Annotated in this window: 13 protein-coding genes; 2 read left to right on the top strand and 11 right to left on the bottom strand. The window is 57.5% G+C overall.

Going from position 1 to position 14273, the window contains the following annotated elements; all coding sequences use genetic code 11:
- Window positions 1-245 precede the first annotated feature (245 nt).
- A complete protein-coding gene (locus ACNQQL_RS19290) occupies window positions 246-1043 on the top strand; it encodes a TniQ family protein (RefSeq protein WP_416392652.1) in 798 nt (265 codons plus the stop codon).
- Window positions 1044-1349: 306 nt separating this feature from the next.
- Here ACNQQL_RS19290 and ACNQQL_RS19295 read toward each other — a convergent pair whose 3' ends face one another.
- From ACNQQL_RS19295 to ACNQQL_RS19320, 6 genes are all read right to left on the bottom strand, one after another.
- Entirely contained in the window at window positions 1350-1949 is a 600-nt protein-coding gene (locus ACNQQL_RS19295; RefSeq protein WP_347065182.1) for an HAD family hydrolase, read from the bottom strand.
- 24 nt (window positions 1950-1973) lie between these two features.
- A complete protein-coding gene (locus tag ACNQQL_RS19300) occupies window positions 1974-4736 on the bottom strand; it encodes an ATP-dependent DNA helicase (RefSeq protein WP_347065123.1) in 2763 nt (920 codons plus the stop codon).
- A gap of 1100 nt (window positions 4737-5836) precedes the next feature.
- Window positions 5837-6838, bottom strand: a complete 1002-nt coding sequence (locus tag ACNQQL_RS19305) for a hypothetical protein (protein ID WP_347065124.1) — start codon at window positions 6836-6838, stop codon at window positions 5837-5839.
- A gap of 129 nt (window positions 6839-6967) precedes the next feature.
- The gene (locus ACNQQL_RS19310) at window positions 6968-8317 is read right to left on the bottom strand and encodes a hypothetical protein (RefSeq protein WP_347065125.1); all 1350 of its coding nucleotides are present in this window, start codon (window positions 8315-8317) and stop codon (window positions 6968-6970) included.
- On the bottom strand, window positions 8308-8808 hold the full coding sequence (locus ACNQQL_RS19315; protein WP_347065126.1) for a hypothetical protein: 501 nt from the start codon (window positions 8806-8808) through the stop codon (window positions 8308-8310). Before ACNQQL_RS19315 ends, ACNQQL_RS19310 begins: the two co-directional genes overlap by 10 nt.
- Window positions 8809-9252: 444 nt before the next feature.
- Window positions 9253-9804 carry a hypothetical protein gene (locus ACNQQL_RS19320; RefSeq protein ID WP_347065127.1) on the bottom strand — a complete coding sequence of 184 codons (552 nt, stop codon included), beginning with the start codon at window positions 9802-9804 and terminating at the stop codon, window positions 9253-9255.
- A gap of 193 nt (window positions 9805-9997) precedes the next feature.
- On the opposite strand from ACNQQL_RS19320, the gene ACNQQL_RS19325 reads away from it, so the two are divergent.
- Window positions 9998-10849, top strand: a complete 852-nt coding sequence (locus tag ACNQQL_RS19325) for a helix-turn-helix transcriptional regulator (protein ID WP_347065128.1) — start codon at window positions 9998-10000, stop codon at window positions 10847-10849.
- A gap of 469 nt (window positions 10850-11318) precedes the next feature.
- Here ACNQQL_RS19325 and ACNQQL_RS19330 read toward each other — a convergent pair whose 3' ends face one another.
- From ACNQQL_RS19330 to ACNQQL_RS19350, 5 genes are read right to left on the bottom strand one after another with little or no spacing between them, the layout of a single operon-like run.
- The gene (locus ACNQQL_RS19330; protein ID WP_034182873.1) at window positions 11319-11834 is read right to left on the bottom strand and encodes an SRPBCC family protein; all 516 of its coding nucleotides are present in this window, start codon (window positions 11832-11834) and stop codon (window positions 11319-11321) included.
- A 44-nt stretch (window positions 11835-11878) separates the two neighbouring features.
- Window positions 11879-12511 (bottom strand): DUF1571 domain-containing protein, encoded by a 633-nt coding sequence (locus tag ACNQQL_RS19335; protein WP_347065129.1) that lies wholly within the window; start codon window positions 12509-12511, stop codon window positions 11879-11881.
- Window positions 12508-12939: a quinol oxidase gene (locus ACNQQL_RS19340; RefSeq protein WP_310138499.1), complete on the bottom strand. Its 432-nt coding sequence runs from the start codon at window positions 12937-12939 to the stop codon at window positions 12508-12510. The genes ACNQQL_RS19335 and ACNQQL_RS19340 overlap by 4 nt, the downstream gene beginning before the upstream one ends.
- 34 nt (window positions 12940-12973) lie before the next feature.
- Entirely contained in the window at window positions 12974-13756 is a 783-nt protein-coding gene (locus ACNQQL_RS19345) for an anti-sigma factor family protein (RefSeq protein ID WP_072436196.1), read from the bottom strand.
- Entirely contained in the window at window positions 13753-14268 is a 516-nt protein-coding gene (locus tag ACNQQL_RS19350) for a sigma-70 family RNA polymerase sigma factor (RefSeq protein ID WP_072436428.1), read from the bottom strand. Before ACNQQL_RS19350 ends, ACNQQL_RS19345 begins: the two co-directional genes overlap by 4 nt.
- Window positions 14269-14273: the final 5 nt, after the last annotated feature.

Genomic DNA, 14273 nt, shown 5'->3' on the forward strand with positions numbered 1-14273 from the left:
AGGACGTCCTCACACGCTTGCCGACCCACAAGGCCAGCGACATCGACGCGCTGCTGCCGCATCACTGGCAGCCTCTCTTGAGCACCGCCTAAACTCGCTCGTCAAGACGGGATGGCTGGCCGCTTACCGTTAGCAGAACGCAGACTGATTTCGTCGATTGTCGAGAAGATATCGTCACGGTCCACGAGCACTCGCAAGCCTCATCGCGAGGCACCCGTACAACTGTCTCTATTCGAGAAGTAAGTATGCCGAAGACCTCCAACTCTTTATTGCTCGCGCCAGATCCCATCTCAGGAGAGTCGCCTTCGTCATGGCTTCAGCGATTGAGCCTGATGCATGCCGTCGGCACTCGGACGCTCCTGCGCTCCATGGGGATTCGGCATGTAGGAGATCCCGATGTCGACCTTACTCCAAGTGTGTATTCCACCCTGGTACAGGGAACAAATGTCTCTGAAGCCCGCGTTGACCATCTTGCAGGGATTTATCAGCACGTAAGCGAGAAGCGGTACCGCGGCATCCTGTTACGCGACGATCAGGGTCAGCCTGCGTACAGGTTTTGCCCACAATGTCTCGCCGGGGACGAAGTTCCTTTCCTGCGAGTTAGCTGGAGGTTTTCCGACTGGAAGATCTGCCCGGAACATCACATTCGAATGTGCTATCGATGCGCCACATGCCGGTCGCCATTGCCGGCCCTCCGTCCACCACGGCGCTTTTACGTGTCCGACCTGAGAGGCTGCTCGAATTGTGCTGCCGACCTTACTTTGCATCCAGCAGACCGCATAGAAAATGAGGAAACCGCAGCCTTAACGAAAACACAACGGGCTCTTGCAAGCGCCTTCCTGCTTGGCCGCTGCTTCATCAAGGGGAACCCCGACGAACTCCCTCTACATTACTTGGTGACGCTGATGGGCTTAGGTCATGTTGAAGCACACGGAAGGGTTAAATCGCGAAGCGCACCGCAATTTCGATTTTTCGCCAAAAAGCGTGACCGGAGGAATCTAGTATTTTCCTGCGATCCGAGCATGGGCCTGCCGGTTCGGTGAACGGCCGCTTCTCGTAGCGCAATAGGTTACGCAAAATACATCGCCCGAGGTGCTCGGAACAATCTTTGAACGTAGCGACGACATCGCCAGGCGCGAAACTTGGCGCTAGCTACCATGACTGCAGGGCGCATCTTAATCCCTGTAGCAACATCTGCGTCGAATCCACCACCGGTGACGGTGACGTGCGCGCGTGAATTGATGATATGCCAAGCGGGCAAGCCAATTGCGTAACTAGTCCGGTCGTCGATCCTCTTCGAGAGTCGCACAAGAGCTGCGACACCGTCGCGTCGCACCACTTGTCGCTGACTATATAGCTAGCATGCTCGTCAATTGTCGCAAAGTTCTAATGGTCGGCACCGCACGCCTCGATACTCCGGCCCTATCAAGATGAATTGCTCGCATGCCAAAATTCGTTGCACCAACGTAGTCGGTGGAAAACGTATCGCCCACCATCATGGCGTCAGCGGGAGAGACGCCCATCTTGTCGCAGATCCACGCGAAAATGTGCGGATCGGGCTTGAGATATCCGAGCTCACACGACCATGCACAATGCACGCGGAACGGAAGCGCGCACAACAGTGCTTCCGCGTAAGGTTGTGCCAAGTTCGACACGATACCGATCTTTATGCCTGCGGCATTCAGCTTCATCAAGCACTCCTGTGCGTCCGAAAAAAACCGAATACTCTCAAGTTCGACTGCCAACTCCGCATCCAGAGAGTTAAGATCAACCAACCCAGACGCGAATTCCGCAGCCGCGGCACCTAGCCCCATCGGTCGAGTCATCACAGCGTGAAGGACATCTCGAGGTCTCCTACTCGCACGTGCAAGCTTGACGAACGGCTGCTTCTTCGCCTGAAGTTCACAGATAGTTCCAAATGCGTCAAAGATGACCGCGCCAATAGACATTTGCGACACCGCCCCTTCTCGTGACTAGCTCTTATTGACGGCCGCAGAACAAAGGTTGCAATAGTCACAAGCTCCGCAAACCTTCTTGCCGGGCTTTGGCGGCAACTGATTTCTCCGCAGCGCGGTGGCAGCCCCGAGCACGTCCCGTTTCACGTCGTCGATGAAATCTCCATCGACTGACCGACGTTTTTGTCGCTGATTGTCGAGCTCGTAAATCTCCACATAGTCGGCAGGTCGCCCGGTAAGCTCCTTATAACCTAGTGCATAAATGTGGAGCTGCGTCTCTGTAACCGCTTCCGCCTGAGCTCGATCGTTCGACTTCAGATCCACGATAGTAACTTCATCAGTATCCATCCTCCGAACCAGATCGATTCTTCCAGCCACTGAAACACCATCGCCAAGAGCAATCTCTATCGCCTTCTCAGAAAACTCCAAATTATTGAACTCGGCCGAATTCTTTCGAATATATGCGGCCACCACTTTCACATCAGCACTCTTCAACTTGTCCTTCAAATCCGGATAGGCGTATGGTGCCCGCAAGTGGCGCTCGATCAATTCTTCGGCTTCGCTGGAGTCTATGGTCTCTCCACGCAGCGCTCGTGCGTGAACTTCGGCCAAGGCGTCGTGCAGGGATTTACCATACCCCAAGGCCTCGTCGAGCGGCGCGTTGAATCCGTAGAGGATTCGCAGCTTGAATTGATAGGGGCACTCAAAAAAATACTTCACGTCCGAGAACGACAACGTGACGTTCGCTACCGATGCCTTAGGCGCTGGCGTCAGTCGCTGACGAGTAGAGTAATTCTGAACTCGCCGTTTCACATATTTCGATGCCAAGACCTCATTGTAGAAATCCGACGATACTTGCGCTGTGCGGTTACCCTCATGTGGTGCCCACGTCATGTGCAAATACTTCTGCGCGCGTGTCACCGCAACGTAGAAGAGTCGTCGCTCGTCGTCGGCGCCTCCCCGATAGCGAGCGGCGTTGGAAAATGCTTCAGAGGGCAGAAGATGCCAAGCGTTTCGCCCGCCACCACCCTTTGCCGGAAAGCGATTCTTTACCAACTGAGGGATAAATACTACCGGCCACTGAAGCCCTTTTGCCTGGTGCACGGTCATGATGCGGACAGCATCGGGACTAACAAAACCATTATCTTGCCATCCCTCGGGGTAAGCATTCTCAGCATGGAAGCGCAAAAATCCCGCAAAGCTTTTGTATTTCTCTACAGGATTTGAGTGAAAGTGAATGCTCTCGAAATCTGAAATAGCCTGGCTAAACTTTCCGAGGTTGTAGAAGACAATCTCACCGCGGCCATCTGGCACGTCTTCCTCTCGAAGTGCAGATTTTTCTATAAACGCTATGAATTGCCGCTGCAGGTTGTAGACCTTGAACTGCCCGATTTCTGCATCCTGCATGTCTACACGAGCCTGAGCTGCCGCAGCAATGGCGCTTTCGAGAGCATCCGCGGTAATTCCAACATCCGCGCGCTGCCAAGCAGCACGCAACTCGTCAACCTCTATCTCGCCCGCCAAAAAATAAAATAGCTGACGCGCTGCCTCCACCTCTTCCTTCTGAAACAGGTTGTCCATACCGGTGATGACGTATGGCACCCCCGCCGCACCCAACGCGGCTGTCACTGCAGGTGCATCACGTCTTACGGAGCGAAGCAACACTGCCATGTCAGACCATGAAATACCGCGTTCACTACTATTCTCACGAACGGCAACTCCCCGGAGTGCCCTGCAGGTCTGTGCGATGTATTCCGCCTCTTCCTCGGGTGAGTCGAACCCAAGCGCTACGATGTCACCATCTTCGTAAGACTGTGCGTGAGTAGCCTTCATTTCTTTCGGCAAGCGATGGTTGAGCTGACCGATGAATTCACGAGCTAGCGCTACCACACCTTCACTCGAGCGAAAATTCTCTTCAAGGCGCACTTGCGCCACATCGTTGTATCGACGATCAAATGTGAGAATGTTTTGTACTTCACTACCTCGCCATTGGTAGATCGTCTGATCGTCATCGCCCACCACACAAATGTCAGCGCCAAGTTGATGTAGTTTCGATACTATCGCCTCCTGAACTGGATTGACGTCCTGATACTCGTCGACGATCACATGCTTGACGCGGATTGCCAATCGCTCGCGTAACGCTCCGTTGTTCGTTAGTTCTGCCACGGCACGATTGAGGATCCCCGAGTAATCAAGATACCCTTTCTTGTCAGTCAGATCCTCGTACATCTGGAGATGCGACGCGACAGTATTTTCCTTGAGCAGGGTCGGGTTGCGTGGATGATCCTCGCGCAGGATCGCCAAAGCGGATACGTAGTTCCGAGTGTCGGTATAACGCTTGAGCGCTTTCCCGTCCAACGTCGTGCTTTGCGTGAGACCAGATGCCTTCGAGTGACGATCGACAAACAGTGCCTGCTGGACATCATTGAGAACCTCGTACTTCATGTACTGAGGCACCTCAGACTTAAGCAGTTCCAAACAATAGCCGTGGATGGTGCCGACGTACATATCAGCTAGGCCTGTAACGTCGCCAATTTGCTCGTGACAACGCGTATGTATGCGCTCCTTTAGTTCCGCTGCGGCCTTATCCGTAAACGTAAAAGCGATAATGTTCTCGGGATGGCAACCAGCGCCTCCCAGGGAAACCGGCTGCAGCAACTTTACAACTCGTTGAGCAACAACCTCCGTCTTACCTGAACCAGCGCAAGCAATTAGCTGCAAATTTCCACTCACGTGATCAATCGCAGCGATTTGGCTTTTCGTAAATTTTGAGCGATCCATTTATCCCCCGTAGGCCTAACTTGTACCTCTTATTATGCTACCCGGCATGTCACCAAAGAGCTAGCGTTTGCGAGCTAATCGCACGTTCAGTCGGCGCGCAGTCGCAGTGAACTAAGAATAGTCGAAACATCACTCATCGACCAATTGTCAGGTTCCCAGCGTAACAAACGCCCGTCGCATTAGCATTATGCGCGCCGAATCGATTACTGGCGCAGGCAAAGGCCGCGCATGAAATCATGACACGCCGGGCAGGTAAACAAATGGCGTCGAATACAACGATTTTTATAGAAATCGTCACAATTTCTTATGCAAACGAGCCACGAACGCTGAGAAATATCATCGAGTGGCAAAACAGCCTGCCGTCCAACGTGCCAGCCACCAAACCATGAGGGACAACCGCCAGCCGTCTAGGGGCACTCGACGGCGGGGCGTCCATCATCGACAATCTGTACTGATTTCGCTATCGATAGCCGACGACGAGATATAGCCAATAGTCGGCCAGGGGTGTGAGACACACTTGGTGGGCGGCAGATCCTTCGGCCTATACCAGCATCAAACAGGGGGTAGACCATGCTCGAATATCGTAAGACGATAACGCAAACCGTTTCGGCATGCACTTGTGATCGCTGCGGCCGACGTATGACCCCTGACTCCGCAGACTCCGAGTGGCAGGAACGAATGTCGGTTGCGTATCGTGGCGGCTTCGGCTCCATTTTTGGGGACGGATGCAAAATCAGTATCGATCTCTGCCAACACTGTGTCCGGGACACCTTGGGTGCATGGTTGCGGATTGAGTCTCCAAATTTCTAGCCACGAGCAGGTCAGTGTTTACCGCGCATCAGCCCAAGAGCAACCCGTTCACTGCCGAGGCCGGCGGAAATGCGCGGGAAGCAGGGGTTCAGTGACACGGCACTTTACATCTAGCGCGCGAAGTTTACCGCCATCAACGAAGGTGAGTCGGATGCAGGCGGAAAATTAAATTTGAAAAACCGCCTGCAAATTCTAGGCTGAGCTCCTGCGCTTATCCTACGGCAGACAGCGGAATCGCAACAGGCTCCGTTGATTATGTATACAACCAGCACAATTCCCAATAAGAGACATTACTCAAACACCATCCCTTCTTGCGGACCCAACGGACATAGCTCAACTACGTTATTAACCAACTTGATCACGAATCTGTGCACATCAGAAGGAGGCACCTGCTTCGAGAAGAACCGATAAATTTCACTCGGCTGCTCCATCTCCATGTGCATTGTTATGGTGTTTATTTTATACTTTTCTACCAAGCTCAGAAGACTATTCTTAAGCTCAGCCTCCTCATTTTTCTTATTTACCTTCTGAGATTCCGCACCAAAATATTTAATCAGACACTTCTCAATTATCTTACCCTCATCATCAACCTCGACCTGGTCAATCATCGAATTCGCCACCGCAAAATTCAAGCAAGACTGAGAATTTTTACCAACTGAAATTACTTTGAACAAGTTATAAAAGACAAAGAAATCGTTATCGTCGTTTGACACACGATAAAGCATGTCAGCAAACCCGCGATGAACGAGATTTAAGGGTCGATCCGAAGGATTTGCCGTGTACCCGACGTAGTGAACCTCCGTATTCACGCCGAGCTCAATACCGGAATTCAACAAGAAATCGTAGATAGGAATCGATATCTTATGAATTCGACTATACTCAATAGTAATAATCCTGTCCGTAACGCTGACCGACGGCTTGATTGCGCGCCCCGATTCGGCATCGATTATTGTTGTGGATAGTCGACGTAATTTCTTATCTCGCCCCATTTCCACGTAAAAAATCAATTTATCTCCGAACAGCGCATAACGCGGCTTCTTCTCAGTAGAGAATCGAACCTTCTTCCTGGACGCCAAGAAATATACAAATCTCTTGTCAAGCTGATTCTTGACAGTCTCTCGAAGGGCTTCGAGATATCCAGAAATAAATTTCTTTGAGTCAAAGCCTTCAGGAGGATTGACTATCATGTCATACCAGAATTGATCGCTTCGCAAAAGCTCGACAATCCAGTCTTTCTCTGACTGCTGGTAAGCAGGCTCATTCTTTATAAACTCAAACATCCCTCGTGACATTCCTTCTCCCGTATCGTTGGTGCCCGCAAAAATAAACCGCCCCGCAACTCTTTTTCAATACTCGCGCGTACAGACCTGCACACCGACCGTCACACGGAGCTACCGATTGGTCGACGAGGCAAAAATCGCTCATTGGTCAGCGTTGACTTCGAAATGGATGTTTGGCTTACCGGCATGGAGCGCTCCCCTAGCATCGACGCTCACCATTGGGGCGATTCGGCGCTTGCTCAATGAGGAAAGTTTGCCCACTTCGCTCGATGGGCACGTGCAACCAGAAGTTATTGCGATAACTCGAGCGATCGCCACAGCAGCAGCCAAGGCGCTGACATATGGCGCAGCTATGCTTGCCCCGGCAATTTCTGCCGCACCACAACGACCGATCTCGTGTAAGAGATCCTGATAAGCCTGGCCCTCCGGTATTTCGTCGGCAATCTTTGCGTCGCCTTGACCGGCGAAGTGTGCTCTTATCGATCGAGCACTATCGAAGATACTGATGCGGTAGCGGTCAAAGTCTGTCGCTGTCCGGCCAAGACCGGCGTCAACGATGCAATCGAACCCGACGCTTTCCAATTGTTTGCGCGGCTCGACTTTATCTACCCCGCAAAGTGCAACGCGCGGATCAGCGTAATCGAGTCGGTCTTCGGCAACCATCATGCGATCAATCCGCCTAACGTCGAAGCCTTTTGCCAACGCCCAATTCTCTGCGACCCTCGTCTTAAGAACACCATAGCTATCGTCATCGACGAGGACGGATGTGGCCCAGTTTTCTTCGCTGATTTTGTCGCGATCTTGTAGAACAAGAGAAACCGCATTTGGGTTTTCATACGGCAGCGCAGCCAGCGCCCAAAGGAATGCCTGGCCAAGGTTCCCTAGGCCAATTAGCCACAGAGCGCCCGGAAGAAAAACTTCGGGAAACCGTGGGGCGCCCTCATGCCCGTCGATCGTCGGCCAAAGATCAATTTCCGATCCGAGCTCAGCGCATCCCCGCTCGGCCTCAAAAGCCCAGCCAACACCGAGCGCACCGGCCGCAATCCCCACAAGCGGGTTATCGTTATGTTCACAGCCACGAGCCCCTGCCTCACTCGTACCAGCCCGCCATTTATCCCACCAAACGCTCACTGGCCGGCAATCTAGCGGCGCCTCCGCCGTCCCAACGATGATCGTGCGTGACGCAGCACCGTCAAAGTCGACGGCCCCGAGTTTTTCCGCAGCCTCGCCAAGACTGGATGCTCCCAATGGTAGTGCGCAATTGATCGGTTGCTCCATGTCACCGACCACCCGCACACCTCCGACAAAAGTGCGACGGCCCACCGACACTGCTGTCAAAACGGCTGCATGAGCCGCGGGCGACGCAGCATCCGGCCCAACGACCACTTCGAGCGTCAGGGCCTTTAGTCTTCTCTGCGCCTCGTCGAAAGTGATTTTTTCGCTGTCGACGAGGATCCTCGCAAGACGCGAAATATAGCGATCTAGCGCCATCTGGGCCACCATCCGACGTGAAATGGAGAAGGGCGCTCGAAGCTGCGATCACGCCAGCGACGTGATCCCAGGTATTGGTGAACGCCGATTGCGCCAGGGTGGATCGCGCTGGCCGCATAGTCGGGAAGAATAATTGCGATGTGGCCGATTTCCGCCACAATGGGATTGGCCTGATCGGATGGGCTTTGCTGAAATCCGCCAGGATGGACATGGACATCTGCGATGACGCTCCTTCCCGTTTTTCTGCAATGGGTCCAGAGATCGCCGAGTCGACGCCCGTCGATTTCGACAATACCTGTACGCAGCGCATTCGGGTCGATGTCATCGTAGAAGACAAACTCTTCGACGGTTCGCGCGCCACCGCTCGTGCCCAATAGAAATGCACCGCTCTCGCGCCGCCCACCTGCGCGCTGCTTCAATTCCGCGACGCCGGCATTCCAAACTCCGGAATCACAGAATATTTCAGGCCGCGGCCCGAGCGCGAATCGCACGAGCGTTGCTATTAAGGATGCCATATAGATCCTCGAAGACAAACGTCAGACGTCGATCGGGACGCCATGCAAGATGGGGGTATGCACTAGCGTTATTATTATGGGGGCCGGTCAATCGCTCCCAAGGCCGATAGACAGTGTCGGAGCTCCACTGTTGAAAACTGATTTGTACGCGGCGGCTCCCCTTCGGCCGCTGAGCTCCTGCCAGCGGCTGATTAGTTTTATGGTCCCAAATCTGGACCATCGGCGGCTGGCCGGGATAATTAGATAGCTCAGCCCGAAAGCCGTACTCGCTCGGCGTACCGTCGGGCTCAGTCGCAGAGATAACAAAATCGAGAGTTGGAAACTTGTATGTGAGGATCCGCCACCGGCCAGACTCGCATCCGGTGACAATTCCCCCGTCCTGAAGATCGGCCTCGACGCGGCCTGCGCTAGGATCTGTAATCACCGGAGGGCTCCGTTGGCGATATCACCACGAACAAGATCCAAAGCAAGGTGGTCCTGATGACCGGCAAGGTGCCCGATATGCTCGGCAGTCGGGAGCTCCTCTTTTTCGCCTTGGAGCACCAGCTCAAACTCGACCGCCATACTCGGGTCGATGCTGAAAGCCCTGATCGCCCAAGCAAGGACATCCTCGACAGTTGCGTGCCGCTTGAATTCGTGGCGATGCTCATGAGCTTGATAAAACACCGTCACCTCGACGACGCCGGAATGGTGAACGTGATGACGGCGCCGATGCGGATACTGCGCATCCACCAGCACAGCCTCGACCAGTACCCCGTCCTCGCCTTCGCGAACGAGCACCAAGTCTTCGGTCGCGCAACCGCGCTCCCTGGAAAAGACTTGGAGGATCGTCGTTATGCTTTCCCCCTTTCGAAGCTCCATGAGGCGCTCATCTGAGCGGCCGGCCTTCACCGGTACATGGTAGCTGTCAGGACCGAGCGCTTCTTCAGCCGAGCGATCGACGCCGGCTCCTTCGGTTTCTCTGGTACTCATCTTCAAACCTTTCGAATTTGTTTCGATGTTGCGTACCAGCCAAGACCCAGCCGATTCGCTCTCCGAACAGGCATAACCTGATCGATGTGATGAATGTATCGGATCATTTTGATGATGTCAACAGATCATAGAGATCCGTGTTGCGCATCATTGTGGAATGCGCCATGCTTCGTCTGATATCTAGGAGGCTTCTATGTCCAGTGCCCAAGACGAGCGACTCAGATTCATTGACTTCCGCCTGATGTTCCTTGGTGACGTCAGCCGGCAAGACCTAACCGACCGCTTTGGCATCTCCGAACCCGCGGCAACAAGGGACCTCACGCAATACCGGGAGCGATGCGTCGACAACATGGAGTACAGCCACACGCACCGAGCCTATCTGGCAAGCGGCAACTTCACGCCGCTATATCAACATGAGAGCGCCGAAGCATTGGTAATGATTGCGCACGGCCATCTCGCACTTCCCCGACAGGAAAGGAAATCCCTGCTTCGATGTGATCTCCCGATTCAGTTAGACCAGCCGGACCCACACGTGGTATCGACAATCACTCGGGCGATAAATCAGCAACGTGTCATTTCAATCGATTATCGATCGCACAGTAGCGGCGAGACACGCCGCCAGATCATTCCGTTCGCCTTGATTGACAACGGTCTCAGGTGGCACATACGAGCCTATGACCGGCGAAGAGAACGATTCTCGGACTTCGTCATCTCTCGGATCAGTAAGCCAACGGTTGATGAATCCGTCGTCCTTACGCACGAGCGCTGGGAACATGACATTCAGTGGAACCGGGTCGTTGAACTGGAACTCGTGCCACACCCCAAACGATCACACCCCGAAACAACTTTTTTTGAGTACGGTATGGTGGACGGCTTTACTCGGCTACGCGTCAGAGCGGCCGTAGCTGGATATTTCCTGCGCAGATGGAACGTTGACTGCTCTCCCGATCATCGGCTTGAGGGGAGCGAGTACCAACTGTGGCTAAGAAACAGGGAAACGCTATATGGCGTAGAAACACTAGAAATAGCGCCTGGCTACCTATGACTACCTGTGCCGCGTGGGATCCGAAGCGACGATTTCCGACTCGGCACAGTTGACCTAGCCGTCATCGACGCGGAATGTTCAAAGTTAAGTGAACCGGACGCCAGATAGTTCAAAGTTAAAGGAACCGGTAGTTCAACGCTCGCTGAGCAGCCCGCTTGGAAGGCCAAGCGGTGCCGTGGACATCGGTTCACCGTTGAATGAATCTCGACATGAACGGCGCGGGAGCGGGAAAATCACGCGAAAACAACAAAAAACCCTTTAGAAACAAAACCATGACGAACGCTGACCGGCCCGGCCGGCGGGCCCGAGGGGCCCGCGCATCCCATCCAGCCCCGTTTGGACACCGGGTAAGCACGGAGTTCCCGAAGCCGGCGACAGCGCATCAAAAAACCTGCACCGGCGCCGGTCCGGCATGCTGCAGCGCCGCCTTCGCGTACGCCGGACGGCCCTCAAGCGCCGTCGCACGCCGTCACGTATCGGCGCAGCCCGCGCCCGACAGCGGCCGGAACGTCCGGCCCTCCGTCTCGACCGCCGCGCCCAGCAGCCGCGCGAGGCCCTTCGCGCCTTCGCGCATCACGACGTCGTGATTCCATTTGAATAACGGGCGCGCGATCGGCTCCAGCCAGTTCATCCACTTCAGTTGCGTGCGGATGTGCCAGTCGTAGCGCACGACGGTGCACGCACCGTCGCCGGCAAACGACCAGCATCCGTCGCCTTCGATCGCGCCGCTCGCGCGGCCTTCGAGCGCATGCCCCGGCTCGACGCGCCTCACGCGCATGTCGAAGGTCAGCCGGTACGGCAGCGCGCCCTTCCACGTATACCGGTGCAGCGCACCGACGCCGCGCGCGTCGCCCGGCTCGATCTCGACCGTGCGCACGGCGCCCTTCCACCAGTCGGGCCAGCGGTCGACCTGGTAGATCGCGTCCCAGACCGCTGCGAGCGGGGCGTCCACGCGCCAGGTCGTCGAGAACCGGTATTCCGCCATGCAGCCTCCGGCATGCGCGTCAGGGGCATGAATCAGCGCACCGATCAGGGCGCGAAGAAGCGCTCGGGAAACGCGACGTCGATCTCGATATCGTCGAGCGTCACGGTTTCGAGCGGCACGTCGTCATCGTCCGCAAAGCTGACGACCTTCAGCGGAAAGCCGTCCTCGGCGTCCAGCCACAGCCGGTAGCGATGCACGCCGCCGACCGTATGCGCGGGCGCGCCCGTGACCGACACGCGCAGCGCGGTCCGGCCGCCGACGGCCTCCTCGCCTTCGGTCACCGTCGCGCCGCCCTGCTGCAGCGCATGAACGTTGCGCAGCAGTTCGCCGACGTCCGACCGGTCGACCCGGTGGCCGCTGCGGTCGCGCACGAGCGGATTGGACGGCGACAGCGTCAACGCGGGCGGCGCGTGCGCGCCGAACGGGCGCAGCCGCACCTTGCCGTCGCCGGGATCGTATGCAAGCACCGCGCCGTGATGAGGCGACACGAAATCCATCCGGACGAAGCCCGGTTTCAGGTACGCGTAGCGGATTTCGGCGTGTTCGCCCCCCCGCGCCGACGAGCGGATCGTCGCGCGGTACGAGCGGACGTGGTCGAAATGCGCCTGCGCGACGGTCACGGGATCGGCTGTCATGCTCGCTCCTATCAGGCTCGCGGCCAGCAACGCGGCGATCACGGCGCCGCCTCGACGTCGAGCACGCCCTCCATCCCGCGCTCGCGATGGCTCCTGAAAAACAGCAGCCGATGCGTGCAATAGTAGGCGAACCGGCCCGGCTGCGCCGGTGTGAAGCGAAAGGTCTTCGGCGTCGTGCCGAGTTCGGTGTGCACCGCGATGCCGGCCTGCGGCGCGTCGATCTCGAAACTGTGCGGCACCACGCCGGGCTCGGCCGACACGGTCAGCTCGACCGGCACATGCGCGCGCACGATCACGTGGTTCGGACGGAAGAAATAGCTGCCGCCTACGATCGTCACCCGCTGCACGCCGTCGGCGTCGACCGGCACGCGCACCGGCGCATCGCCGTCGGCACGCGCGAGCGTGGCGCCCGCGGCGAGTGCCGCGAGCACGGGCATCAGCACGAGTGCCTTCGTCATCGTCCTCTTCATCTTCATCGCTTGCTCCCTGCCGGCGCCGCGCACGTCATCCCTTCCACGCGTCGGTCGAGCCGCCTAGCGCGCCGCACGCTTCGATCGCGAGCTCGCGCAGGTGCCGTTCGTCTCCGCGGCCGGACAGCGCATAGCCCATGCCGCGATCCGACCAGAAATACGTATAGCGGCCGTCGGCCGACATCGCCCGCGGCGCGAGGTGCCGCGCGTCGTACGCGGTCATGTACAGCGTCACGCGCTTGCCGTCCGCCCGCTGGTACATGAACTGCGCGGCCGGCCCCGCGTCGCCGGGCAGCAAGCGGCCGCCCAGCAACACGTAGCCGTATTCGTCGAGCGACGGCGCGCGCACGGGCCGGCCGACGCGCGCCGACAGCCACGCGGCAAGGTGCGCGGGATCGCCCGCGCCGACCTCGACCGGATGCTCGCGATCGGCTGCGTACACCGCATACGCGACATCCGCGCGCGCGGCGAACGCCGGTTCGCTGCCGAACGCGGCCCAGCCCGCATGCAGCGCGACGCCGATCAGCAGCCCGGCCGCCAGCCCCGCGAACGCATACGCGATAGCGCGCCGGCGCGGCGCGCGGCGCTGCACGAACAGCGCGGGCGCGGCGCCCGGCAACGGAAACAGCGCCTGCAGCGCATCGCGCTGGGCGCGGTAATGCGCGAATCGTTCGGCTTCCTTCGGATCGGACTGCAGGCGCTCGAGCATCTCGCGCTGCTCGTGCCCGGACAGCTCGCCGTCCAGCAATGCGGACAGCAGTTGCGCCGACGCATCGTCGTCCCGCTCGTTCGAAGGCTTGCGCGATTCATCCATCATGTCTTCCCGATTACCCGTAACGCGGCCGTGCCGTGCGCCGACGGCTCGTCCGACAGCAGTGCGCGCATCTGCCCGCGCGCCCGCGCGAGCCGCGACATCACCGTTCCCACCGGCACGCCGAGCACCTGCGCGGCGTCGCGATAGCTCAACTCCTCGAGCGCGACCAGCAGCAGCACCTCGCGCTGTTCGACGGGCAGCCGGTACAGCGCGCGCTGCACGTCGCGCAGCACCAGCCCGCCGATCTCGCCGGACGGCGCGGCCATCGTCTGCCACGGCGCCGTCGCATCGTCGACCGCGATCTCGTGCCGCGCACGCAACTGGTCGATGAAGCGGTGCCGCAGCAGCGTCAGCAGCCACGCGCGCAGGTTGCCGCCGTCGCGCGGCGGCCGGTTCAGCGCGCGCTCGAGCGTGTCCTGCACGAGATCGTCCGCCCAGGCCCGGTCGCCCGTCAGCGCACGCGCATAACGCGTGAGATGGGGCAGCCACACCAGCAGGTCCGATTCGTAGCTCATCGATG

Origin of the sequence: Burkholderia sp. LFS061 (assembly GCF_047978125.1) — a bacterium.
GTDB classification, from domain to species: domain Bacteria; phylum Pseudomonadota; class Gammaproteobacteria; order Burkholderiales; family Burkholderiaceae; genus Burkholderia; species Burkholderia pyrrocinia_C.